The 25712-nt window shown below is 60.3% G+C and carries 20 protein-coding genes; 12 read left to right on the top strand and 8 right to left on the bottom strand.

The features are described 5' to 3' along the window. Positions 1-67 precede the first annotated feature (67 nt). The 3 genes from H1B37_RS00585 to H1B37_RS00575 all read left to right on the top strand — a co-directional run bounded on the left by H1B37_RS00585 (position 68) and on the right by H1B37_RS00575 (position 2767). Positions 68-1039, top strand: coding sequence for a sensor histidine kinase (locus H1B37_RS00585; protein ID WP_182864665.1), 972 nt, complete (start codon positions 68-70; stop codon positions 1037-1039). 13 nt (positions 1040-1052) lie between these two features. After that, on the top strand, positions 1053-1793 hold the full coding sequence (locus H1B37_RS00580; RefSeq protein ID WP_182864664.1) for a response regulator transcription factor: 741 nt from the start codon (positions 1053-1055) through the stop codon (positions 1791-1793). 752 nt (positions 1794-2545) lie between these two features. Then, entirely contained in the window at positions 2546-2767 is a 222-nt protein-coding gene (locus H1B37_RS00575) for a BON domain-containing protein (RefSeq protein ID WP_286177252.1), read from the top strand. Positions 2768-2846: 79 nt separating this feature from the next. Here the strand turns inward: H1B37_RS00575 and H1B37_RS00570 are convergent, their stop codons facing one another. Next, entirely contained in the window at positions 2847-3632 is a 786-nt protein-coding gene (locus H1B37_RS00570; protein WP_182864663.1) for a TIGR00282 family metallophosphoesterase, read from the bottom strand. 381 nt (positions 3633-4013) lie between these two features. Between H1B37_RS00570 and H1B37_RS00565 the strand changes: the two genes are divergently transcribed. Both H1B37_RS00565 and rpmA read left to right on the top strand, forming a co-directional pair. Further along, on the top strand, positions 4014-5291 hold the full coding sequence (locus H1B37_RS00565; protein WP_182864662.1) for a glutamate-5-semialdehyde dehydrogenase: 1278 nt from the start codon (positions 4014-4016) through the stop codon (positions 5289-5291). Positions 5292-5758: 467 nt separating this feature from the next. After that, on the top strand, positions 5759-6004 hold the full coding sequence (gene rpmA, locus H1B37_RS00560) for a 50S ribosomal protein L27 (protein WP_182864661.1): 246 nt from the start codon (positions 5759-5761) through the stop codon (positions 6002-6004). A 123-nt stretch (positions 6005-6127) separates the two neighbouring features. Here the strand turns inward: rpmA and H1B37_RS00555 are convergent, their stop codons facing one another. Further along, complete coding sequence (locus H1B37_RS00555; protein WP_182864660.1) at positions 6128-7282, bottom strand: Gfo/Idh/MocA family protein; 1155 nt, start codon at positions 7280-7282, stop codon at positions 6128-6130. Between the two features lie 360 nt (positions 7283-7642). Between H1B37_RS00555 and H1B37_RS00550 the strand changes: the two genes are divergently transcribed. After that, the gene (locus H1B37_RS00550; RefSeq protein WP_182864659.1) at positions 7643-8416 is read left to right on the top strand and encodes a LuxR C-terminal-related transcriptional regulator; all 774 of its coding nucleotides are present in this window, start codon (positions 7643-7645) and stop codon (positions 8414-8416) included. A 159-nt stretch (positions 8417-8575) separates the two neighbouring features. Here the strand turns inward: H1B37_RS00550 and H1B37_RS00545 are convergent, their stop codons facing one another. The 3 genes from H1B37_RS00545 to H1B37_RS00535 form a co-directional block, all read right to left on the bottom strand. Continuing rightward, on the bottom strand, positions 8576-10057 hold the full coding sequence (locus H1B37_RS00545) for a sulfatase (protein WP_182864658.1): 1482 nt from the start codon (positions 10055-10057) through the stop codon (positions 8576-8578). A gap of 293 nt (positions 10058-10350) precedes the next feature. Then, positions 10351-11268: a DUF58 domain-containing protein gene (locus tag H1B37_RS00540; RefSeq protein ID WP_182864657.1), complete on the bottom strand. Its 918-nt coding sequence runs from the start codon at positions 11266-11268 to the stop codon at positions 10351-10353. Beyond that, positions 11265-12251 (bottom strand): AAA family ATPase, encoded by a 987-nt coding sequence (locus H1B37_RS00535; protein ID WP_286177290.1) that lies wholly within the window; start codon positions 12249-12251, stop codon positions 11265-11267. The genes H1B37_RS00540 and H1B37_RS00535 overlap by 4 nt, the downstream gene beginning before the upstream one ends. Positions 12252-12659: 408 nt before the next feature. On the opposite strand from H1B37_RS00535, the gene H1B37_RS00530 reads away from it, so the two are divergent. Continuing rightward, positions 12660-14972, top strand: coding sequence for a DUF4159 domain-containing protein (locus H1B37_RS00530; protein ID WP_286177251.1), 2313 nt, complete (start codon positions 12660-12662; stop codon positions 14970-14972). 78 nt (positions 14973-15050) lie between these two features. On the opposite strand, the gene H1B37_RS00525 is transcribed toward H1B37_RS00530, so the two are convergent. Continuing rightward, positions 15051-16139 carry an extracellular solute-binding protein gene (locus tag H1B37_RS00525; RefSeq protein ID WP_182864654.1) on the bottom strand — a complete coding sequence of 363 codons (1089 nt, stop codon included), beginning with the start codon at positions 16137-16139 and terminating at the stop codon, positions 15051-15053. Between H1B37_RS00525 and H1B37_RS00520 the strand changes: the two genes are divergently transcribed. The 3 genes from H1B37_RS00520 (at position 16130) to H1B37_RS00510 (ending at position 20753) form a co-directional block, all read left to right on the top strand. After that, positions 16130-17518: a hypothetical protein gene (locus H1B37_RS00520; RefSeq protein WP_182864653.1), complete on the top strand. Its 1389-nt coding sequence runs from the start codon at positions 16130-16132 to the stop codon at positions 17516-17518. The genes H1B37_RS00525 and H1B37_RS00520 overlap by 10 nt on opposite strands. A 250-nt stretch (positions 17519-17768) precedes the next feature. Then, positions 17769-19694, top strand: a complete 1926-nt coding sequence (locus H1B37_RS00515) for a S8 family serine peptidase (RefSeq protein ID WP_182864652.1) — start codon at positions 17769-17771, stop codon at positions 19692-19694. Between the two features lie 300 nt (positions 19695-19994). Further along, complete coding sequence (locus tag H1B37_RS00510; protein ID WP_182864651.1) at positions 19995-20753, top strand: hypothetical protein; 759 nt, start codon at positions 19995-19997, stop codon at positions 20751-20753. A 245-nt stretch (positions 20754-20998) separates the two neighbouring features. On the opposite strand, the gene H1B37_RS00505 is transcribed toward H1B37_RS00510, so the two are convergent. Beyond that, positions 20999-22075, bottom strand: a complete 1077-nt coding sequence (locus H1B37_RS00505) for a M42 family metallopeptidase (protein WP_182864650.1) — start codon at positions 22073-22075, stop codon at positions 20999-21001. Between the two features lie 901 nt (positions 22076-22976). On the opposite strand from H1B37_RS00505, the gene H1B37_RS00500 reads away from it, so the two are divergent. Then, a complete protein-coding gene (locus H1B37_RS00500; RefSeq protein ID WP_182864649.1) occupies positions 22977-23549 on the top strand; it encodes a response regulator in 573 nt (190 codons plus the stop codon). A gap of 116 nt (positions 23550-23665) precedes the next feature. Here H1B37_RS00500 and H1B37_RS00495 read toward each other — a convergent pair whose 3' ends face one another. Then, positions 23666-24997: a sulfatase family protein gene (locus tag H1B37_RS00495; protein ID WP_182864648.1), complete on the bottom strand. Its 1332-nt coding sequence runs from the start codon at positions 24995-24997 to the stop codon at positions 23666-23668. Between the two features lie 137 nt (positions 24998-25134). Here H1B37_RS00495 and H1B37_RS00490 point away from each other — a divergent pair, with 137 nt between their 5' ends. Beyond that, complete coding sequence (locus H1B37_RS00490) at positions 25135-25569, top strand: SRPBCC family protein (RefSeq protein ID WP_182864647.1); 435 nt, start codon at positions 25135-25137, stop codon at positions 25567-25569. Positions 25570-25712: the final 143 nt, after the last annotated feature.

Here is a 25712-nt window from a genome sequence, read left to right as displayed (position 1 = left end):
CAGGCTGCCGCCCCCCCCTAAGCCGAAGACGTCGGCCCACCCGCCTCCTGCCTTCATCAACCCCGTTATGCTCGAACGCCGTTCCCTCCGAGCCCCCGTCACCTTGGGTGTCGTCCTGATCGTCCTGGTGGTGATCCTCGGTGCGATCTGGGCGGTGTACAGCTTCATCGGCTCCGAGCGGAGCGGTCTGTTTTGGACGCTGTTCATCCTGGGCAGTCTGTTGCTGCTGAGCATTCTCGCTGGAGTGATCGTTTACTTGACGCTGACGATCAAGGCCGTCCGCTTGAACCAGCGCCAATCCAATTTCATCGACTCGGTCACCCATGAACTGAAAAGCCCGATCGCGTCGCTGAAGCTGTACCTGCAGACGATGTCGCGGCACAGCGTCGACGAAAACCAGCAACGTGATTTCCACCGCATCATGCTGGAAGACGTCGAACGGTTGGACGCCCTGATCAACCACCTATTGGACGCAGCCCGCATCGACCGGGGAAGCGAACCGGAAGACGAGGAGGTGTTCCGGTTGGATCAAATGCTGGCCGAATGTGGCGAGGCGGCGTGCATGCGCTACCGCTTGCCGACCGAGACGGTCAAAGTCGACAGTTCCCCCGTGACGATCCGCAGTCGCTCGGTCCAGGTCGAAATCCTATTCCGCAACCTGATCGACAACGCGATCAAATACGGCGGGTCTCCTCCCGAAGTCATTGCGTCGATTCGCCCCATTGAAGGGAAAGGAAAAGAAGATCAAGTCGTCGTCGCGATCACCGACAACGGTGCGGGCATCCCCTACGACAAACGCCGCAAGATTTTCGGCCGATTCGTGCGACTGGGAAACGAATTGGAACGCAGCACGCCGGGCACCGGCCTGGGCCTGTACCTGGTGCGGACGGTCAGCAAGTCCGTCGGCGCGAGCGTCAGGATTCGAGGACGGCGTGAAATCGACGGAAACCCGGGCACCGTTTTCGAAGTCACGATGAAAAACGTCGCCGTCGATTCGCCCGACGACTGCCCCACGCCAAACCTGAAACCCGAAACCTGAAACCACCACACCCATGCGTCCTCATATCCTTGTCGTCGAAGATGAAAAGCACCTGGGGGTCGGGATCAAGTACAACCTTGAAGCCGACAACTACCGCGTCACGCTGGTCGAAGACGGACCGACGGCACTGCGGTTGGTCGATGCGTCCAGCGAACCGATCCATTTGATCGTTTTGGATCTAATGCTGCCGGGGATGAGCGGCTACACGGTGTGCGAGACGATTCGCGACGCCGGGGTCACCACACCGATCTTGATGCTGTCGGCCCGAACGCTGGCCGAAGACCGCGCGCGGGGTTTTGACGTCGGCGCCAATCAGTACATGAACAAACCCTTCGAGTTGGATGAATTGCTGAGCCGCGTGAAGAACCTGCTACAGCATGCCACGCCCTCCCCGGGCAAGACGCCGCAGCGCCGCAATCGCGAGTCGGTCGAACAGGCCGAATTCGGCAACGTCTCGGCACACTTCCTCAACCACGAGGTTTCCGTCGGCGGTAAGACGGTCCCGATGACACCCAAGCAATTGAAACTGCTGAAGTACTTTGTCGAGAACCCGGACCGCGTGATCAGCCGCAGCGAATTGCTGAGCGAGGTCTGGGAAATCAGCGGCAACCTGCAAACCCGTGCGGTCGACCAAACCGTCGCACAACTGCGCAAGATCATCGAACCCGATAGCAGCCAACCGACCCACCTGCTGACGATTCGCGACGCCGGGTATCGGTTTATCTTGGAGCCGACGGACCATCAAACGGAGTGATCGCCGCGTTCGATCGTCGGGCTTGCAGTTCCATCAGGTGAGAGGACGAATAGGACGGAGAGGACCGATGGGACGAGAAGAAGGATGCAGCGACCGAGCAGCGCGTGCGCATAAAAAAAGCCCCCGGTCCAGTACGAGATCCTAGGGGGGCGGAGGATAACGCGCTATGGGACCGGGAGCCGGTGGATGGTGCGTGGTCGGCGACCACTCGGGTTCGGTTCGACGCGGTCCCATGCGTCCTTGCCGGGACCTGCCGAACACTTGCCTGCGTCTCGCCGCCTTCACCGTCACACGTGATTCAATCCGTCGAATCCGTGTCGTACGATTCGTCCGCAGCTACCTGAGAATCGAATAATAAATTCCAAGGTGCCAGTGCAGGATCACGCCAGCGAGTCGCATCGATCGCCGAGCCGCGTTGGGCTCAAAGCCAAGCGTCTCAGCGATGGGCGGAAGATACGGGCGCCCCTTTGCAGCGGTCAAGGCGGATCATGCGCGGATCCGAAATTGTTTTCATGAATGTATTTGCTAGCAAAACAAAGAATGTCTGTCGACCGTCCTTGACGAAAACGCTTGCCCACGTTGCCCGCATCACTTGCGTTTGAGGGGACAGAGCGAATGCAGCGAAGGCGCTCGCGGCAGGGCATTCATTGCGGCAACGAATGGTCGAAATTCTTGAAATTCCTGTAGGCAATTCCGTTGCAATGTGTGATATTTCAACGTCACCCAACCATCACTGCTTTCAGACTTTATTCATGACAACGATGCAAACCCAAGAGATCGTCACGGCGGCCTCGGCGCTGCTGGCGAAAAGCTCGGTGCCGGAACTTCGTTCGCTGCGTGTGGATGAGGAATCCAACGAGCTGCAGCTGCACGGCAACGTTCGCAGCTTTTATCACAAGCAGCTCGCTCAGGAGGCCGTGTTGCCGGTCGCCGGTTCGTTGCAGGTGGTCAATCACGTCGACGTCCGCAACTAAAGCGGACGATAACGAGAACCGCCGCCTGTGATCGGGCGGCCAGCGTCAACGGCCGGCAATCTGATTGCCGGCTTTTTTATTAGTTGACGATCACACGTTGCTCGAAACGTTCGATCTTGACCGCGCGTCCTTCGGCGTCCGATTCGACAATCGCACCGCACAGCCGCACGTCACCGGTGGCCACGTGAAAGTGACAGGGTTCTGCGGTTCGCGTGGTGTGGGTGACCCGTTCGATGTCTCGGCCGATGATGCTTTCGTACGGCCCGCACATGCCGACGTCGCATTGGAACGCGGTTCGATGGGGCAGGATGCAGGCATCGGCAGTAGGGACGTGGGTGTGGGTGCCCAGCACGGCGGTGACCCGACCGTCCAGGTAGCGCCCGATACACTGCTTGTCGCTGGTGGCTTCGGCATGCACATCGACCAGGATCTGATCGGTGTGCGGCTCGATTTCCGCAAGCACTTCATCGAGCGCCTTGAAGGGGCAATCGACCGGCCGCATGAACACGCGTCCCATGATCGACACGAAAGCCAAGGGCCGCCGTCCGCCCCGTTTGACCAGCGACCAGCGCCGCCCCGCCGCCTCGTCGGGATAATTGGCGGGCTTGACGATGCGATCGCTTTTTTCCAACGTGCGGATGATCTCCTTGCGACGAAAGATGTGGTCTCCCAAGGTGACCCCGTCGATCCCGCTGTCGATCAAACGCTCGAATTGCTTGGGCATCAAACCCGAACCGTCCGAAGCGTTCTCCGCGTTGGCGATCACGTAGTCCAAGTCCAACTCTTCGCGGATCCGCTGCGTGTTTTGCAGCACAGCGCTCATGCCGGGTTTTCCGACGATGTCTCCGAGAAACAGGAACTTCATACCGGGTGAATCACTGCGGGGGTTTGGGGGACGGTGATCGGCAGACGAGTCGGCAACGAGTCGACGGCACCCACCGCCCGGCGGACGGGGGCGCCGACACGCCAAACCGTATCGGTGCAGTCGCCCCTCGTCAACGCTCCAGGCCGCCACGTGCATCGGAATCGGAGCAACCGTTGGTTTCTGAAGTCCCTATGGCCCGTTGGTCAAATTAGCCGCGGTTCTCCGCCGCCACACAACCGGCACCCGCGTCCATCGGCTCCAGGCCGTCGCGCAAGGGACTCGGCGCAACCACTGGCGGTTCCTTCCCGGCACAGTTTGGCTATGGTGATAGAGACGAATACTGGATTTCGCTTCCTTTCTTTCACCGATCTTTCCACGTCCATGAACACGGCCGCGCCCCCCAACGACCTCGCCACGTACTGTCGTGACACCGCGAAACGCGCCAAAGAAGCTTCTGCGGCACTGGCGACGCTCGATACGGAAGTCAAGAACCGTTGGTTGAACGAATCGGCCGACGCGCTGATCGATTCGGTCGACCAAATCGTCGCCGCCAATGAGCAGGACTTGGCGACAGCCCCCGGTTACGGGCTGACCGATGCGGCGGTGGACCGATTGAGGCTCAATGCGGACCGAATCGGCGGCATCGCCACGGCGCTCCGCGAGATCAGCATGTTGGCCGATCCGGTCGGTGAAGTCCTTGACGGATTTACACGCCCCGGCGGGTTGCAAATCCTGAAGAAGCGTGTGCCGCTGGGCGTGGTGTTCTTCATTTATGAAAGCCGCCCCAACGTCACCGCCGACGCCGCGGCGATCTGTGTCAAAAGCGGGAACGCCGTGATCCTGCGAGGCGGCAAGGAAGCGATTCACAGCAGCCGCGCGATCGTCGACTTGCTGTCCGCCGCGGCAGAGCACTGCGGATTGCCCTCGGCGGCCGTCCAGCTGGTTTCGACGACCGACCGATCCGCCGTCGGCGAATTCCTTTCACTTGACCAGTACATCGACGTCGCGATCCCACGCGGCGGCGAAGGGCTGATTCGTCGCGTCACCAGCGAAGCGACGATGCCCGTGATCAAGCACTACGACGGCAACTGCCACGTCTATGTCGATCAATCGGCCGACGTCGACATGGCTGCGAAAATCGTTCACAACGCGAAATGCCAACGGATGGGGGTCTGCAACGCCTGTGAATCGCTGCTGGTCCACGAGTCGATCGCCCCGTCGGCACTGCCGGCGATCGCCGAGCGACTGCGAGCGGAGAATGTCGAGATCCGCGCCGACCAAGCGGCCGCTCAATTGATCCCCGGTAGCGTGCCCGCGAACGAAGAGGACTGGGGAACGGAATACCTGGGACCGGTGATCAGCGTCGCGCTGGTCCGCTCGATCGACGACGCGATCAAGCACATCAACCGCTACGGGTCACACCACACCGACGCGATCGTCACCCGTGACTTGGCCGCGGCCGAAGCGTTCACCGCAGGCGTCGACAGCTCGGCGGTGATGGTCAACGCCAGCACGCGGTTCAACGACGGCGGCGTGTTCGGGCTGGGAGCGGAGATCGGCATCTCCACCGACAAGTTCCACGCCCGCGGCCCCTGCGGATTGCGCGAGCTGACGACGTACAAATACATCGTCAAAGGCAACGGACAAATCCGGACCTAGCGCGACCCGATTCACCCTCGGCGACAGAGGCCGTGCGGTTTTTGCACGGCCCCCTCCTGGCGGGCATTTGTGTCTACATTAGCCGGCTCGCAATCGAGGACATCCCCCCCTCTCCCTAAAACAGATCGCGCAAAAAGAGTTCGATCGCCCAGTGCCGATGACCGCGATCTGTTTTGGGGAGAGGGGTTGGGGGTGAGGGGCCGCACGCCCGGGCCGTCTGTGGCTCATTTCAGTGGCTTCTTGCAGGCCGCTGCCCCCCTCATCCCCAACCCTTCTCCCCCGCAAAGCCGGGGGAGAAGGGAGCCATTGAAAGTTGTCTAGACACCGATGCCCCCGATCCTGACGGCATCTGTGACGCCCGTCGCAAAATCTGCGCCTTTCTGCCCCTGGAAACGGGTTGAAGTCCAGGGGATCTGTCGATATTCTCCTGGACCCCCAAAAAACACAACGATTTCAGGTCTCCAAAGATGGCACATAAGAAAGGTCAGGGATCCAGCCGCAACGGCCGCGATTCCAACGCACAACGCCGTGGCGTCAAAAAATTCGGCGGCGAAGCAGTCAGCGCGGGTAACATCCTGATCCGTCAGTGTGGCACCCGTTGGCGTGCCGGACGCGGTGTCGGTCAGGGCAATGACTACACCCTGTTCGCCCTGGTCGACGGCAAAGTCGAATTCGACCAAAAAGGCCGACGCATCAACGTCGTCTCGGCGTAGCTCGTAGCGGAAGTCGCCAAGACTTTCGTAAACCGTCGCCCCTCTCTAGCGTTTGCATGCTGCGCAAACGCCGTCTCTCCCGGAGGGAGAGAATCTCAATCCGATCAATGCCCTCCGCATGACCTAGGTGGAGGCGACATCCACCCATCGCTGCTGGCGATGGCTCTTTAAGATGGCTTCGCAGAGCAGGATTTCGTGGTGCCCGTCCAGGAATGTCGGGTACGGTGCCGGATCCGAGACGACGCCTTTCTCGATCGCCCCGTAGAAACTGCGGAAGAGCTGCTTGAAGGTATCGGGAAAGCCTTCGTTGTGGCCGCCGGGGTAACTGGAGACCGCTGCGGCGGTGGAATCCATCGCCGCCGGATCACGGACCAGTGACTCGTTGGGCCGATCGCGGTTACCGATCTGCAGCAGGTTGGGCGATTGGCTGTCCCAGGCCAAGGATTGCTTCGCCCCGGCCAGTTCGAAACGCAGGCAGTTCTTCATTCCGGCCGTGGTTTGCGAGACCCACAGGCAACCGTTTGCCCCGTCGGCGAACCGCAGCATGATCGCGCCGCAGTCTTCGGTCGTGATCTCGACCGGCTCGGTCGCCACATCCGCGGGGGCGTCGCCAGAATAGGTTTGCACCGGACCGGTCGGCCGTTGACGCGTCGGGTACACGGTCCGCAAGTCCGCGCAGACCGAAGTGATGCGGCGACCACTGATGAACTGGATCAAGTCCAGCCAATGGGTGCCGATGTCGGCGACGGCCCTCAGCTCTCCTCCGTCGGCGGCCAGCACACGCCAGTTGAAATCGGTCGGCTTGAGCAACCAGTCTTGAACATAAGAACCGGTGACGTGCAGCAAGCTGCCCAGCGAATCATCGCGGACCCGCGCGGCCGCTTCGTGGCACAACGGATAGAACCGAATGTTGTAGGCGACCGCGGCGGCGCGCCCGCTGCCCTGGGCGATGCGAACCAATTCGGCGGACTCGGTCGAATTCATCGCCAGCGGCTTTTCACAGACGACGTGCTTGCCGGCCTGCAGCACCGCCTTGGCCTGTTCAAAGTGATAACGATTGGGTGTCGTCAGATGGACGCAATCGATCGAGGGATCAGCCAACGCGTCTTCGAGCGTTTGGAAGTCGGCCGGCAAACCGAGACGCCGTGACGCGGCAATCGACTTTTCCGGACTCGACCCGACCACACCGGCGACCTGCACCCCGGCTCGTCCGAGCGCTTCGACATGAACCGGTCCAATAAATCCGGTCCCCACCACCACGGTTCGAAAGACAGTCATCCGTCACCACATCACGTTGGAATCAAGAAGTACGCCACACAGTGTGTCGCACCAACGTCACAGATTCCAGGTGACGCATTGCCAGAAAAGCGACGGCCCAACCCCCAACTCCCAACCTGAAACCCGCCGCCATCCCGATTGACCCCCGTTTGCGGCAACCCACATGCGTGGATCACACACGTGTGTTTGACGCTGCGTTTTCTGCGCGTGCGTGGCGAACACCCGCGTAGTAAACGCCCTCGCGGTTGGTGAGGGCGAACGCTCATACAAGCCGATGCAACAGGTGATGAGAAAAATCCTGACGCGGTTGTGACTGTTTTCCGCCGCCCCCCGACGACGCCAACCAACGAAGGCGAAACGATGCTGAACCACAACGAAACCCCGATGGGTCTGACACCAACTCCCCGGCCGGTCGTGTATGCGGCAAGCAAGGACGCCGGCTGGCTCTCGAAGGTCGCCCAGGCAGCACAGGCGGAGAACTGTCGCTTCCAAACGTCCTCTTCGATCACTTCGCTGATCAATCAAGCGGCCGCCGACAACGAAGTGGCGTGTGTCTTATTGGACTATGATCCGCGGATCCAACAATGGACCAGCATCGAGCAGCTGTTATTTGAAAAGAACGTGGTCGCGCCGGTCGTGTTGGTGTTGGATGACTCCAGCGGCATGGCGGCCTCGGAAGCCGTCGCGCGGATCGCCCACGTCGTCGCCATCAACTCGATGGAAATCCCCGAGATCATCGAGACGATCCAACATGCGGTCAGCCTGAGCACGCTGGTCGAGCATCAGTTCGATGTCCTGCGTTGCCATCGACTGTATCAAGGACTGCCGGACCGCCAACGTCAAATCGTTGACTACGTCGTCGAAGGCGCTCCGAACAAACAGATCGCAACAAAGTTAAAGGTGTCGGTCAAGACGATCGAACGGGAACGTCAAAAAGCATACCGTCAACTGAATGTGCGGAGCACCGCGGAGATGACGCGGGTGGTGATCCTGGGCAGTCTGCATGACGTGGTCTTTCCGGCCGGCAAACCTGCCAAACCGCCGGGCGGCCTGCGGCTCGATTCACACAGCCCCGGTGTCGCGCCGACTATCACCAAACCGACGAATCTATTCACCCCGCCCGCACCGCGCTGATCCGGTCGATGGGGCCGGGGGGTTTACCGCAGCTTCGTTTTCGATTGGCTGGACAGTCGCCGTCCTCTCCGAGGTCGGCGCGGGGTAAAGCTTCGCTTTCTCGGTCCACCGAGTTCGGAGAACACGGCGACTCTCGGGTCTGCAAAAGCCTATCCCACTTTACAACCGGGCCGGGTTGACCGGCACCCGCGGGATCTTGCCGCTGGCTTTCTTGCGCAGCTGGTCGCGCAGTGATTCGATCACCGCCTGGTGCCTGGCATCGGGCTCGATCGCCAGGTTGTCAAATTCCAGCGGGTCGGCGTGATGATCGTACAGTTCAACGCCCTGTGCCCCTTCGGCCCATTCGGTATAGCGATACCGCCGGGTGCGAATGCTGCATCCCATCACTTGTGTTTCCAATCGATCATCGGCAGGCCGCAAGACTTGAGTGATCGCCTGGCCATTCCAATCCGCCAGCGGATCTTTCAGCAACGTTGCCAAGTCACGGCCGGCAAGATCCGGTGGCCCTTCAAACCCCGCCGCGCCGACCACGGTGGGATAGATGTCCACGAACTCGACGATCCGTCGACAAGCTTGGCCGTTGCCCGCCGCACCGGGAACGCGAATGATCAGTGGTGACTTGGCCGATTGCTCGAACAGCGTGCGTTTCTGCCAGATGCCGTTGTGTTCGCCCAGGTGGTAACCGTGGTCACTCCAGAACACGACGATCGTGTTGTCAGCCAACTCCAAACGCTCGAGCGCATCAAGCAGCCGCCCTACCTGGGCGTCGACAAATGAAACACAGGCGTAATAGGCCTGGGTGGCGCGGCGCAACGTCAGCGGATCCAAGTTGTAATTCGGGATCGGACAATTGTGCGCGAAGGCAGCGGCGGGAATGTCGTCTCGATCCCCCGGCGGTGCGTACGGCAGCGCGATCGTTTCCAGCGGATACAGATCAAAGTATTTTTTGGGCGCCACGTAAGGGGTGTGGGGACGGAAGAACCCGACGCCCACGAAGAAAGGTTCATCACGGTGGGCTTCCATCAACTTGATCGCTTCGCTGGCGATCATCCCATCGGTCTGCTCTTCATCGCGGCCGTCGGCCGCCAGCCACGACAATGCCGCACTGATCTTTCGGTGCGGCTCGGCGTTAAAGATCAACGCCTCGTCGCTTTTGTCGCGACCTTTCGGATTGACGGTCAGGTTCCACGACGGCGGATCATCGAACCCATCGGTTCCGATCGATGCGGGAACGTTGTAGTGATAGATCTTGCCCACGCGTGCCGCCAGATAGTCTCGCTGTTGGAATGCCTGGGGCAGCGTGACCACATCGGGCAGTTGGTCGCGAAAGTGGCGGTCCAAATCATACACGCCGATTTCATCCGGCCGACGCCCGGTCATAACCGACGCCCGCGTGGGGTTACAAAGCGGCAGTTGGTTGTACGCGTTTAAGAAACACACGCCGGATGCCGCCAGCCGATCGATGTTCGGCGTTTTGGCGATCGGGTCGCCATAACACCCCAGCGTCGATGCCAAGTCATCGACGGCGATGAACAGCACGTTGGGGGATCCTGCGGCGGCAGGGTGCGTGGAAAATCCGACCAACAGCAGGGCCAGGATGGCTGGCCGGAACGTTCGACCGAGCGTGGACGATGGGATCATGGAGGATGGCAGAATGATACGGGGCAGAATGATGAGGGGGGGGGGAGGGTCACATCATATTCGGTCGAACAAGGTGACGGCAAACAATCGCCGATGGGCAGGAGAAGGGGCAAAACGATGGGGGCAAAACAATCAAGCAGAGCCACCCGAATCGACTCACCAAGTCGCACCTCCCATCATCCACCTCTCCCAACATTCTGCCCCCCAACATTCTGCCCCCCATCATTCTGCCCCCCAACATTCTGCCCACCATCGTTTTGCCCCCATCGTTTTGCCACCATCATCCTGCCCCACTAGAACCGCCCTTGCCGCTGCATTAAATACTCCGTCAGCGCGGTATCAAACGGCATGCTGGTATCCAGCGGGACATAGTCGATCTGCAGTTGATTACAGCCATCACGGAAGGCGTCACGGAATTCGGCCAGCGCGGCCAAGTAATCATCGCGGAACCCGGAGGCGTCGACGGAGACGGATTGTCCGGATTCGGAATCGGTAAACTGCACCGGGCCTTCGTAGGGGAATTCGACCTCGGCCGCATCGAGGACATGAAAGACGATCACATCATGCCCGGCGTGCCGCAGTCTTGCCAGCGAAGAGACGACGTCGGCGATTTGTTCCAGCCACGTTTTTTCGCCATCATCGGCCGGCCACAAATCGCTAAACAGCATCACCAGCGAGTGCTGCTTCAGCATGGCGGCCACCTGAGTCAACGCGGCGGGGACGTCGGTCGCCCCGGCGGGCTTCAGGTTCGAAAGCCTTGCGATGACGTCGCCCAAATGCCCGCGACGCGAGCGAGCGGGCAGGGACGCATGCAGTTTTTCGTCAAACGTGATCAAGCCGACCGGGTCTTGTTGCATGATCATCAAGTACGTCAGCGCGGCGGCCAAACAGGTCACGTACTCGAACTTCGTCATCGATTGGCTTTCGGTGAACCCCATCGATTTAGACAGGTCGATGACCAGGTAGCCGACCAGGTTGGTTTCCGATTCAAATCGTTTGACAAAGTACTTGTCGGTCTTGGCATAGACCAACCAGTCGATCAGTTTGGGGTCGTCACCGCGGTTGTAGCGTCGATGCTCGCTGAACTGGACGGAAAAACCATGAAAGGGACTGCTGTGCAGCCCTTGCAGAAACCCACGCACGACCATCCGGGCGCGAAGGTCCAGGCGTTTGATACCTTGCAGTGCTTCGGGCGAGAGCAACGAGCTCATTTGGCCATTTTTTCCGGTTGCGGCGGCTGGATATCTTCAAGCAGTCGCGTCACCAGCGCGTCGCTGTCCATGCCGTCGGCGGTGGCTTGGAAATTGGTCCCAATGCGGTGCCGCAAGACCGGCAAAGCGATCCGCCGGACGTCGTTGACGTCGACACTAAACCGGCCTTCCATCGCCGCGATCGCCTTGGCGCCGGCGATCAGGTTCTGTCCGGCCCGCGGCCCGGCGCCGAAATCGACCAGGTCGCGAATGTACTCCGGCGCGGTGTCATCCGACGGCCGCGTGGCGCGGACGATGCTGGCGACATACTTGATGACAAAGGGGTTGACCGCGACGCTGGTGACCAATTGCTGGACGTTCAGAATCGCACGGGCGGACAAGACCTTGTTGACGGTGGCGGACTCCCCACGCGTCGTCGTCGTCAGGATCTGTTCTTCTTCGGCCGCCGAGGGGTAGTCCAATTTGATATTGAACATGAACCGGTCGAGCTGGGCTTCCGGCAGCGGGTAGGTCCCTTCTTGCTCGATCGGGTTTTGGGTCGCAATGGTGAAAAACGGTTTCGGCAAGGCATAGGTTTCGCGTCCCACGGTGACCTGGCGTTCCTGCATCGCCTCGAGCAAGGCGGCTTGCGTCTTGGGCGGGGTGCGGTTGATTTCGTCGGCCAACAAGATGTTGGCAAAAATCGGGCCTTCGACGAATCGGAAGCTGCGTTTACCGTGTTCGTCCTCCTCCAAGACTTGCGTGCCGGTGATATCCGAAGGCATCAGGTCGGGGGTGAACTGGATGCGTTTGAAGCTGACATCCAGGATGCTGGCCAGCGTGCTGACGATCAACGTTTTGGCCAATCCCGGGACGCCTTCGAGCAAGCAGTGTCCGCGGGTGTAGATCGCCGCCAGCAATTGCTCGATCGTTTCGGATTGTCCGACGATGACCTTGGACAATTCGCTACGGATCGTCGACTGGTGATCGGAGAATTCACGCAGGACATCGCCGAGGTTACGTCCGGGTTGACCGCCGGGTTTGGCGGCCGGCGGATTGGGTGGAGTCGGGGCGCTCACGATAGGGCAGCTACCTTGCAAAGGGGACGGGCCAAAAGGGGACGGGGGTCGAATCAGGCGGCTCTTGCTTGGGACGTCGATTGTTTGAGCGACGGATTTGATCGTAGCGGAAGTCGCCAAGACTTTCGCAAGCCGTGAGCCCTCTCTGGCGTTTGCTTGCTGCGCAAACGCCGTCTCTCCCAGAGGGAGAGAATCTCAGTCGTTTGCCAAATCTTGCAGTCATACAATCGACGTCTCTCGCGAGTCACGTGGTGGCGACTACCGGCGGCATCGCCCACGCTGATGCATCAGTGTAAGATGGTGGGACAGGTTACTGGAAAGGGGGACCACCGATTGTTTGGCCGCATCACGCTAGTTTTTTCCGTCGTTGTCGCATTTTGGACGGTCCCCGCACCGGTTCACGCCGACGTGGATGCCGCGGCGGTCAATCGCGCGATCGATCGCGGGATTACCTATCTTCGCAGCACACAGGGCGAACGTGGCGGCTGGGATGAGTTTCAGGGCCAATCGTGCGGGCTTTCGTCGCTGTGCACGCTCGCGCTTCTGAACGCCGGCGTCTCGCGTGACGACCCGGCGATCAAGCGGGCGATGACGTATTTACGGGCCACGGTTGCCGAAAGCACCTATTCGGTGGCGCTGCAAACGCTGGTGTTTTGCCAACACGGATCGGCCAGTGATCTGCCGCGGATTCGCAACAACGTGACCTGGTTGACCGAATCCCAAACCGCCATCGGGGCCTGGAGCTACGGCGGGAAACGCCAATTCGGCGGCGACCCCTCCAATGCACAGTTTGCGTTGTTGGCTCTCGGAGCCGCCCAGGACCGTGGCGTGGCGGTCGACCCGAAGGTGTTTGAGCAAGCGATCGACTACTGGGAACTGCAGCAAAAACCTAACGGGGGTTGGGGTTACGGAGGCAGCTCGGCGACGGGAAGCATGACCTGTGCGGGCATCGCGTCATTGATCATCGCCAACGGTCGGCTGGGCAACGTCAGTTCATCGGTCACCGACGGCAAGATTGAATGTTGCGGCGGTGAAGCGACCGAGGACGACCCGATCGCGCGCGGCATCGATTGGCTGGCCCAGCGATTCAGTGTCGATGTCAATCCCGGCGGCAGTGCCGACACCTACTACTACTATCTCTACGCCGTCGAACGCACCGGACGACTTTCCGGGCGTCGTTTCTTTGGCGGTCACGATTGGTATCGCGAAGGTGCCGAACGATTGATCGCGCAACAGGATGACTTTCAAGGATTCTGGGAAGGCGGACAATGGGAACGTCCCACCGTCGCCACCTCGTTCGCGCTGCTGTTTCTTTCCAAAGGCAAACGTCAAGTCGTCGTCGGGCAATTGCAGCGTGATCGTGCCGGACAATCCGAATGGCAACCGCACCCCGATGCCTTGCGTCAACTCGTGCGACACGTCGAACGCGGCTGGGGACGCGATTTGACTTGGCAAACCGTGCGGCTGGACGACGCCTCGCTGGTCGACCTGCTGCAAACCCCCGTGTTGGTGATCAGCGGCAAACAAGCCCTTTCGCTGGATGCCAACGAAAGCGACTTGCTGAAAGACTATGTCGACCAGGGCGGCACGATCGTCTTTGACGCCAGCGGTGACAGCGGTTGTGGGAATGCCGCAAATTTTCAAAACAGCGTCGCAAACCTGTGTGCCGAGTGGTATCCCGGTGCGCCGCTGGAACGTCTGCCGACTTCCCATCCGGTTTGGAATGCGGAGCGGAACGTCGATATCGGCGCGATGCCCAACGGGTTTTGGGTCTATGGTGTCCAAGCGTGCTGCCGGACCGCAGTGTTTTACGTGCCGCAAAGCCTGACGTGTCGCTGGGAATTGGGCGACCGACTGTTTCACCGCGGCGACCCCGACGATCCGGTTCGCCGCCAGATCGATCATTCGATCCGCATCGGCCAAAACATCATCGCTTATGCGACGGGGCGAGAACTGAAAGACAAATTGGACGCCCAGATCGTGCTGCAGGCCGACGGCGTGGAATCGAGCGAGCGGGGGACGACACGGATCGCGCGGCTGGATGTCGGAGCCGGCGGCGAAGACGCACGCCGCGCGCTGCCCAACGCGTCGACCATCATTCGCAAGCAAACACAGGTCGCGATCAGCGTGCCCGAAAACCCCGTCGCCTTTGACGAGCAAACGCTCGCGGACGTCGCGGTGTTGTGGGTCCACGGTCGACGCGACTTTGTGTTGTCATCCGGCCAACGCGACGTGCTGCGGCAATTCGTCGAGCGTGGCGGAGTGATCTTGGGCACCGCGATCTGTGGCGACGAATCCTTTGCCCGCGCGTTTCGCCGCGAGTTCGCCGCGGTGCTGGGCCAGAACTCGCTGCAATCGATGCCCTCGGATCACCCGATGCTGTCCACCCAGTACTACGGTTACGACCTTCGATCGGTGACGATTCGACGCATCGGCCGCGGCGCCAGCGGTCAACAAATCCGCCGCCAGACCTCGCCGCCGATTTTGGAATACGCCGAAGTCGACGAGGTGGTGGCGGTCGTGTTTTCACCGCTGGACATCAGTTGCGCCCTCGAGAGTCAGAACTCCGTCCAGTGCCCCGGCTACGGGACCGAAGACGCCGCAAGAATTGTCACCAACGTCGTGCAGATGGCACTCAACCAGTGACTCTCACCGGAAAGGATTCAAACGGAGTCGCGTGTACGACAGAGATTGATCGACAGGCTGGAAGCCTATCCCACATGATCAATCGGGAAACACCGCCATCACCTCTTTGGCCCAGGCGTCCCAGCTTTCGGCGGCGGCTTCGAAATCGACCTTCATCCAACGCACCGGATCGCGCGGCATCACGCGGGGGCGGTACTCGCTGTCACGGCTGATCGGCAATTGGCTGCTGTCGCCCATCGCCAACCGGTCTTCGGTTTGGGCGGACACCAGGTAATCGGCCAGTGATTCGGCGGCGACCGGGTTGGGCGCGTCCTTCAGGATCGCCAACGTGTTGGGGATCCGCAGCGTCCCCGGCTGGTCGGGCTGTTGATCCGGAAACACGATCGCGACCTTGCGCAATTGGTCCTTTTCGATGATCGCGTCGTCGGTGTCGGTCAGTCCCCAGGCGACTTCGCCGGAGGAGACGGCCAGGGCGACTTGCTTGTTGCCCGAAAGCACCACGGCGTTGTCGTGAATCTGGCGCAAGAAGTCCAGCGTTTCATCATGACCGTCACGGACACGGAGCACGGCAAAGTGCGTCGCGGTGGTGCCGAACAACGGTCGCGCCATCGCGCAGTTGTGCTTCCATTTCGGATCCACCAAATCCGCCACGCTGGTCGGATAGTCGTCTTTGGAGGGAATCTTGTCGGTGTTGACCAGCAACACGCGGGCGCGGGCGGCGAAGCCACACCAAGTCCCATCGCTGGCGATCATGTCGCTCGGCCACCCCGGTGCGACCGACCAGGTTCGCGGTTTCAACAGCCCCAGCTTTTGCAACCGGACGGTGTGCATGATCTCGTTGTTCCAGAACACATCACAAACCGGAGAATTCTGCTCGGCGAGAATCTGGTTGACCAGGCCGACTGTTTTTGTCGATTCCACGTCAAACTTGGCCACGATCCCCGTCTCGTGGTCCACACTTCGTTCATAGGCGGCAAAGATCGGTGTCGCAAACTGCTCGTCCAGCGCCGAATAGACCACCACGTCCCGTTCGGCTTTGGGGACACAGCCCGCCGTGACCAATAGTATTGGACACAGCAAAAGGCACCAACGGATCCCGGCGGATCGCAATCCAGGGGCGAATCGTCGTTTCGTGGCGTGCAGGTTAGAATGAAGCAATGGTCTCATCTATCAACAACAGTTCGAACAAATTCGGTTGGCGTTTCGTGTCCGCGCTCTGCGGTGCCGCGAAGTACGTCTTCAGGAAGCAATTGAATGCTTCTGGGTGTCGCCGCATTCTATCACTGATCGGTTGGATCGGCATCGCGGCGTTGAATCCCGCCGAAGGGTCGGCACAAACGCCTGCAATGCAACGGGCCGAGATGCAGACGGTCGAAGGCAAGCACATCGTGCTGAAATCGGATTCCGGTTCGCGCGAGTCGCTGCTCGAGTTGGTCGACGCCTTCGATGCCGCGGTCCCCCAATGGGAGCGGTTCTGGCAGCTGACACCGGGGGCGTTGGATCGCTGGCGGGTCGACGCGTTCGTGATGTCCGATCCGCAGCGGTTTCGCGACAGCGGAGATCTGCCGCCGGACCTTCGTTTCCCCTTCGGCTATGCCATCGATTCCAACATTTGGGCGTTGCGGCAAAAGAGCGACTACTACACCCGCCACCTGTTGCTGCACGAAGGCGTACACGCGTTGGCGATCGAGTTGTTTGACGGCACCGGACCGTCATGGTTTGCCGAGGGGCTGGCGGAAATGTTGGGGGTTCACCACGGCACGGGCAAGCAAGTCCTAGTCAACGTGGTGCCGGAATCACGCCAAGCGGTCCCCTACTGGGGGCGGTTCAAACTGTTGTCGCAGCGCCGCGAGGAACACCGCATCCCGACACTCGATGCCGTGCTGCAGTACCCACCGGATTTGAAAAGCGATGTCGAATCGTACGGCTGGAGCTGGGTCGCGGCAATGTTGTTGACCGAGTATCCCGATTATCGACCGGCGGTGTTGGCCGAAGCACGCAACGGCAGCGTACGAACGGTCGCCTTTACCAGCGCATTTAAACGCCGGTTGGCACGACAATGGCCGATCGTCCAAGCGCGCTGGCGAATCTTGACGCACACGATCGATTACGGATTCGATTGGTCGCGTGAACGCATCGATTTGGCGATGAGCGACAAATTGTGGCGAGGAAACACGCTTGAGAATACGATTGCGGCCGACCAGGGCTGGCAAAGCGTCGGCGTCCGATTCGCCCCCGGCATGCGAGTCAAGATCTCCGCCGAGGGACGATGCAGTCTGGATGACGATCCGAAACCGTGGATCAGCGAGCCCCCCGGAGTCACGATCCATTACGCCAACGAGCGGCCGATCGGCCAATTATTGGTTTGCGTCTTACCCAACAAAACCGACGAGGCACAGCAGCTTGATCCGTTGATGATCCAGAGCGTTGAATCGGACGTCGAATTGGTCATCGACAAGCATTGCTGGTTATTGTTTCGGGTCAACGATCACCTGGACGACCTGGGCAATAATCGCGGCGGCTATGGAGTATCAATTCGGAGGTAGGCCCGGGGGAATTCTTGGTCAAAAAATGTTCCCGCCCCGACTTTCCATCCCCCTTCGTCCCCGGCCTCCAATCCTACGCCCCATCTTCTGCCCCCCATTTTTTGACCAACCCATTTTTTGACCAACCCAGCTCCCCACAACCAACACCTCGAAAACTGAAGCTGACCCGGCCCTGCGGTTTTGATACCGTCGCCGCGGGCTCGCCGAGTCCGTGTGTTTTGCGAACCGCTCTGTGCGTGATGGATGTGTGATGCGTCGACGAAAAGGATTTCGTGGTGGTGTTCATTTTTCCAGTCGCCGACGGCTCGGGGTTGAATCCCTCGAAACGCGCCGACTGCTTGCCGGCGACGCCTTGCCGGTGGCCCAATCGGTGGCCCAGTCGGTGGCCGCAGATCGGATCGACAGCCCCCCAGCGATCGAAAGCGTTGCTCAAAGCACGCTAGACATTGCTGTCAACTACAACGCCTCCGATGCGGCTGGTGAAACGATGCGGACGGCGGCCGACTTAGGCTCCGTCGACGGCACAATCCGGCGATCCGGAAGTCTCAGCTGGTTGGACCGCATCGACGTGGTTCGATTCGAAGTCGTTTCGGAAGCGAGCGTCCGCATCACGTTGGACCAACTCAATCGTGATGCCGATCTGTATGTACTCGATCGCAGCGGCAACGTCATCGGATCCTCGACTCGTTCATCCGGTCGCAGCGAATCGCTTTCGGGGTCACTTCCGGCGGGCGAGTTTTACATCGCGATTTCCGCGGTCGATTATCGAAACATCTCCTATCGGTTGACCGTGGACGCACAGAGGCATCAACCGGCACCGGTTGCGGCCCCACCCGCGCAGCCGACCGACTCACCCGCGCAGCCGACCACGGTTTCGCCGCTCGCGGACGTGGCCTACTTCGGCGGCAACCAGGACTGGAATCTGAATGCCGTCGGGGCGCCGGAATCGTGGGCGGCCGGATACCGAGGACAAGGGGTCACGGTGGCCGTGATCGACACCGGCGTCGACCTTGACCACCCGGACTTGGTCAACAGCCTGTACGTCAACACCGACGAGATCGCCGGCAACGGGATCGACGATGACGGCAACGGTTTCATCGACGACGTCTCGGGCTATGACTTTGTCGGCGGCGACGCTTGGGCCGATGACGGCAACGGTCATGGGACGCACGTTGCCGGCACGATCGCGGCCGGTGACAACGGATTTGGCGTGACCGGTGTTGCACCGGATGCCAAGATCCTGCCCGTCCGCGTGTTGAATGATTCCGGCAGCGGATCGGATGCCGGCGTTGCCGCCGGGATTCGCTATGCGGCTGACCTCGGCGCACAAATCATCAACCTCAGCCTGGGCGGCGGCGCCAGTTCACGGATCGCCGCTGCGATCGACTACGCCATCTCGCTGGGAGCGTTGGTGATCGCCGCAGCGGGGAACGAGTCGGCGGCCAACCCCAGTTACCCGGCGCGACACAGCGCCGCATCGACCGGCGTACTGTCGGTCGGGGCCTACGACGTTGACGGTCGCATAGCCGGTTTCAGCAACGACGTCGGCGGCAGCGGAGCCGTTCAAGTCGACGCGCCGGGCGTGCGTGTTTACGGCACCTATGTCGGCGGCGGCTACCGTTCGCTCAGTGGCACCAGCATGGCCAGCCCGCATGTGGCCGGCGTGGCCGCGCTGACGTTGTCGGCCAACCCACAGCTCACTTCGTCTGAAATAAGGGAGTTGCTTGCCGGCGGGACCGTCGGGCAAGCGACAGCGAGTGATTCGATCGGCAAGGCCAGCACCTTAAATTCCGTCGCCTATGCCGCCGCCGGGTGGACATCGGCTGGTGGAGGGACAGGGGCGGGAATCGCAAGCTCGACAACGTCATCGACACGAGTTCGAGCAACGACGGACAACTTCGCGACAGCGGTGTCGGATTGGCTGGGTAATCAGTCGGCAACGTTCGATCAGCCATCGGATGACGTCGTCGACGCCCCATCGGCTGATATGGTGACAATGAAAAAACGAGTCTCCACCGATCCGCTCCCTTCGCACGTCGTTGACGATCTGCTTGGAAATGCCGAACTCGATTGGACGGACGAGGTGGTGGGACGCGACGAGACCGAGCCGATGGCAAACGCATTGTCCAGCCTTCAGGGACGCGCCGGTTTGGGACCATCGGTACCCCACGCCTAGCCGTCGCTGAATCGCAGGGAGGTCCTTCCCCAGAACTTTATCCCGAACGCACGCCAGTGTGTCTCTCGCCACACCGACGGCGTGCCCTCCCGCGCCCCTTGGCGGCATCTGAGCGTGCCGATTGAACTACTCCTGGTCGGCCCTGATCGTCTAGAATGCGGGCATCTCCCCTCCGTGAGCTTCAGGATGACGCATCGGCAGACCCGCACCAGGAATCGAACCCGCCCTTCCACAGGCCAGCCCCGCGCCGCATCGGCGGGGGTCCTGCCGGGCCGACCGTCCCCGCGCGATCCCGACGTCTTGAGTCGGCTTGCCGGTGAAGTCGCGATTCGGACCTTCCCCGTGCGGCAGCGCGATCAATGGCGGCGACAGATCTATGAGCAGATGCTGGTGACCAGCCGCTGTATCGACGGCCCGAATTTCCAGAAGGTCGCCGCGGACGACGTCGCTCGGATGATCCGCATGTACGATGACCGTTTTTTCGAAGGACGGATTTTAAGTGCCGCCTCGGCCGAAGGCATCTCGTTCCATCTGTCCTCACGGATGACCAGCGTCGGCGGCAAATTGGTCACGCAGTACCCCGAAGGCAGCTACGACGGGCGACGCCAATTTGAACTCGTCCTCTCCAGCACCCTGCTGTTCCAAACCTTTGAAGACGTCTCGCGTCCGATCGAAGTGGCAGGGTGCGTGTGTCACGACCGCTTGGAGGCGATGCAGCGGATCGCCGAGCACGAGTTCGTGCACTTGATCGAAATGTTGATTTGGAATGACGGCAATTGCAGCGAAGCCCGTTACCAGTCGATCGCCAATCGCTACTTCGGCCACACCGATTACCAACACAACTTGATCACCCAGCGCGAACGCGCCGCGGTCCGTTTCAACATCCGCGTCGGCGACGACGTCGTCTTTTTCCACGACGGGCACCGCATGCAAGGGCGGGTCAACCGCATCACCCGCCGTGCGACCGTCCTGGTCCCCAACCCCGCCGGGCAAAAGTTCAGCGACGGAAAACGTTACTCACGCTACTACGTCCCGCTGGAGCGGCTGCAGAAGATTTGAGTTGGGAGTGGAGGAGTGAGGAGTGAAGGAGTGAAGGAGTGAAGGAGTGGAGGAGTGGAGGAGTGAAGGAGAAGGGAGAAGGGAGAAGGGAGAAATTTTATTAGCACTCCCAACTCCTCCACTCCCAACTCCTCCACTCCCAACTCCTCCACTCCCAACTCCTCCACTCCCAACTCCTCCACTCCCAACTCCTCCACTCCCAACTCCTTCACTCCCAGCTCCTCCACTCCCAGCTCCCAACTCCTTCACCCCCCTGGCGTGAAGTCGTCGTCTGACTTCAGTGCGGCCGCAAAAAGGGCCAACAGTTGTGCGACATGATCGATGTCGTCGATCGAGATGGCTTCGACGGCCGAGTGCATGTAGCGATTGGGGATGGCGACCAATCCGGTCGCGACGCCGGCGCCGTGGAGCTGCAGGACGTTGGCATCGTTGGGCGTGGCTCTGCCGATGGCCGCACGTTGGTACGGGATCTCGTTCGCTTCGGCCAGTTCCATCAACCGCGCGGCGACTTTGGGGTTGATGTTGGGGCCACGGAAGATCACCGGACCGCCGCCCAGGCGGATGTCGCCTTGCTTGTTCTTTTCGATGGTCGGGCAGTCCGAGGCGTGGGTGACGTCGACGGCGATGCCGACCGAGGGGTTGATTCCGCCGGCGGCGGTCTTGGCGCCCCGCAGGCCGATTTCTTCTTGAACCGTCGAGACGCTGTGCAGGTGACAGGCCAGGCCATCGGTGCCGGCCAGTTCCTTGGCCCGGCGGAGGGCTTCGATCACCGTCCACATCCCGGTCTTGTTGTCCATCCCGGGGCCGCTGACCAGCGAATTCATCAAGGGACGCATCCGCAGGTCCAACGTGACCGGGTCGCCGATGCGAATCTTCTCGGCTGCTTGCTGGTCGTTCGCCGCACCGACATCCAACCACATCTCATCCAGCGAGACGACCTTTTTGCGTTCGTGATCATTGAGCAAGTGAATCGGTTTGCGGCTGATGACCGCGGGGACCTCACCGGCCTGGGTCCAGATCGACATCGCTTGCCCGATCAATTGCTGAGGGTCCCAACCGCCGATCGTTTGGGCGTAGACGAAACCCAATTCATCGATGTAGGAAACCAGCATCCCGATTTGGTCACAGTGTCCGGCCAACATCAGCCGCGGACCGTGGACGTCCCCCGATTCGGCGATCAGATTTCCGTGCACGTCGATGCGAACGCGATCGGCATGGGGGGCGATGTAGTCACGATTCAGCTGCTGGATCGGCTCTTCGTATCCGGACGGGCTGGGGGTTGCGATGGCTTGTTCAAAGAAGGCGCGTGCGTTGTCTTGCATGGAAGTTTGATTTCGATTGCTCGATGCGTTGAAAGTGAAGTGGGTCAGCCCAAGGGGGCCAAATGACCGCTCGATTGGCACGCTGTCTAGGCCGATCGGGCATAAAAATGAACTTTACGAAAAGTTTTTTTTCTCCACAAATCCTCGTTTCCGGTGCGACGAATACGGCGTGGGGAGCGTCTAAAGTCGCGGAAACACGGGTGTTTTGCATCATTCGCATCGACCGGCCCGTCCCGATTGATCCGGTCAGGGCCCGTCACAGGGACGATGACGCTTGTTCCCTTCCAAACGCCCTAAAGAATTGGGGCGGTTTTGCTCGACACTAAGTCTCGGATCGACAGTTTTCGACTGAGTTTTCTCGCCTCGCAGCGGTTTCGACCGCCGTGATGCGAGAGGGCTGGTGGCAGCCGAATCGTTGATCTGCCCAGGGGGGATTCTGGGAAAGCATCGGGCCGGTGCGTGTTGCAATCGCGACATCCACCACGTTCGACGGCAGATGGCGACTATAGCCGAACGTTCCTGCAAACACAGGCATGATGACGACACCCATCATCATGTCCGCCGTGTTTCAACGATGGAACGTTGGGCGTTGGTCGCCGGATGTCACCGCATCTACCCCGCAAACGGAATGTTCCGTTTAACAACGTTTGAAACCTAGCAAGTGATCCCGTTCGGTAAGCGTCACAGGATGTGAGCCGGGTGGCCTGACCCAGCGTTCGGTTTGCAGCACACACAGCATTCAGGTTCGAAACAGTTTGACTCGCCGATCAGGACCGGTAAGACAGATGAAGCGAACGAGAAAGCGTGCGGCACGATCGATCGACCAAGGCCATGAGAACATTGGGTACCGACGCACCATTGTTCGAGGGAATAATCAACGAGGCGTTATGGAGAGCCTGATATGAAGGTCTTTACGACTGGACAGGTCGCCAAGATTTGCAAAGTCGCACCCCGAACTGTTTCGAAATGGTTCGATTCGGGGCGTTTGAAAGGCTACCGAATCCCAGGATCACAAGATCGTCGTATTCCACGAGAATACCTGATCAAGTTCCTGAAGGAACACGGCATGCCGTTGGGTGACTTGGAAGACGAAGCGATGGCCAAGTGCCTGATCGTCGCCCAAGATCAAGTTTTGATCGAGAACTTGAAGCGTGAATTGCCGCCGGAAAAATCGTTCAAGGTCGCCGTGGCCGCGAGCGGTTTCGAAGCCGGTATTCAAGCCGAAAGCTTCACGCCAGACTGCATCATCGTCGACTTTTCGATCGGCAAGATCGAAGCCGTGCAAATTTGCCAGAACCTGCGCAAAAATGCCGACTTCACCGATATCATTCTGATCGCGTTGCTGCCCGATGACGGCCAGCCGATGAGTTTCGATCGAAGCAGCATCAACGAGACGTTCAAAAAACCGTTCGACGCCCACCTGTTGGCTGAACGATTGCGAACGCTCGTCGGAGCAAAGAAAGAATTGGTGTGAACGCGACCCGCGGAGGCTGTCGGCCGACGCAAGCGTCTCGTTTCACCACCGACCATTCAAAAAACGCCACACGTTTCCCGCAAACGTGTGGCGTTTTTTGTTTCTGATTTCAGGTCTCAGTGGACCGCCGGCGATTTCAGCTGCATCATCCGCTGCTCCAAGGCGGCCCGCTCTCGGCTCGCCTCGGCGGTCAGATCGCCCGCCGAAAGCGGGGACTGTTCTCGCGGATCGCTCACCAGATCGAAGAATCGCCCGTCGTCGTACAGCCGAAACCGCGGCGAGCGGATCGCTCGTTTTCCGCGGTGCTCGGTGTAGATCCAGTCTCGATCGCGTTTGCGGGGCTGCCCCAGCAGCAGCGGCGCGAAGCTGACGCCGTCACGAAAGACGTCTTCATCGCCCAACCCAGCGACGTCGGCCAGGGTGGGCAGGTAGTCGGTCAGATCGACCATCTGATCGGCCTGGCTGCCGGGCTGAATCCGGCCGGGCCAATTGGCGATCAACGGGACCCGCGTTCCCGTGTCATCGTGCTTTCCCTTTCCCCCGGGAACAACGTTCCCATCGCGGATCGAAAACACTTTGGGGCGGACCATGGTGCCGGAATCGTCGACCGTCAAGTAGCTTGCTGCCGGGGTTCCATTGTCGGTCGTAAAAAGAATCAGGGTTTCCTCGCGAAGCCCCGACTGCTGGATCGCCGCAACCAACCGGCCGATCATGTCATCCATCGACGAGATCATTTCGGCATAGGTCATCCATCGACCGTGTTTGTAGTATGCCACGTGCCGGCCTTTCAGGTCATCGGTCACGTCGTGGCACAAAGCCATCGGGTAGTAGGCGAAAAACGGCTTCCCGTCTCGCCGGCTTTGGCTGATGAAGTCGATCAAAAAGTCGACATACAGGTCCGGTCCGTATTTGCCACGCGTGTCCTTGCGGAGCTGGCCGTTTTGATAGATCAGCGGATCGTTGTAGCGTCCGCCTTCATGCCAGCCGAACAGGCACCAGGAATCGAATCCGAGCCGCCGCGGGTGTCGGAGATCGTTCTTCATCATGCAAAGCTGCCACTTGCCGGCCACTGCGGTCGCATAACCGGCCTGCTTGAGACGGTCGCCGATCGAGATCCCCTCGGCTGCTTCGGGGAACCCCCCCCACTTCATCCCCGCGGCCCCGAAACGGAACGGGTAACGCCCGGTCATCAAGCAGACGCGTGAGGGATGACAGACCGGCATCGAGTAGGCATGATTGAATTTCATCCCACCTCGAGCGAGCGCATCGATGTGTGGCGTCGGATGACTTTGACCGCCATAGCACCCGATGGCATCACAACCGACGTCGTCCGCCATGATCAACAAAATGTTCGGCTTTGCCTCCGACGCATTTGTCGCCGCGAGGGCATGTGTCAACAAAAGGATTAGGGCAGCCGCATTCAGTTTGCGACGGGTCAAAGATTGCATCAGGAACACCATGGTTGGGCAAGTTCGTTCGCCAAGTTCGTTGGCTGCCGTGCACATTCGTCGCCCGGTATTCTATATGATTGATGCGGCGTTCGCGTCTCAAGCACGACAATTACACTATCGAACTGGGATCCACGATGTCCTGTTACAACTCGGTGATCGTTCCCGCGGCGATCGATGAAGTCTGGGGTGAGATCCGCAACTTTCATCGTTTGGATTGGGGCCATCCGTTCATCACCAGCGTGAAGGCGGTCGGCGGTCTGCCGGGAGATTGCGTGGGCGCCAAACGGGTGCTCAACGGCGCGTTCGAAGAAACGCTGTTGGACTTGGACGACGCCAACTTCAGCCTGCTGTATTCGATCGACGACGGCCCCGAACCGGTGTCGCAGTCGTCGGTCTCCAACTACCGCGGCCGAATTCAGTTGTTGCCCGTTACGTCGGACGGCACGACCTTTGCCCAATGGATGTCCGAGTACACGGCGGACGATCCGAAACTGGTCGCCGATTTCTGCAACCCCATCTACGCGGCCTTGCTGGAAGCGTTGCGAGACCATTTTGCCGGCAAGTCTTAGTGGGATAGGCTTCCAGCCTGTCCAGTGCGACCGCGACCGCAGAGCACACGAGAAAAGGTTGGAAATATTCCACCGACAGAGAGATTCTCGGTCACCTTTCGGCCGATCGGCCACTCCTTGCGAGAGGTAGAAGACTCGGTCCG

This window comes from Stieleria mannarensis (assembly GCF_014154935.1).
In the GTDB taxonomy this organism is placed as follows: Bacteria; Planctomycetota; Planctomycetia; order Pirellulales; family Pirellulaceae; genus Stieleria; species Stieleria mannarensis.
The sequence above is the reverse complement of the archived record's forward strand: the minus strand, read 5'-3'. Positions and strand labels throughout refer to the sequence as shown.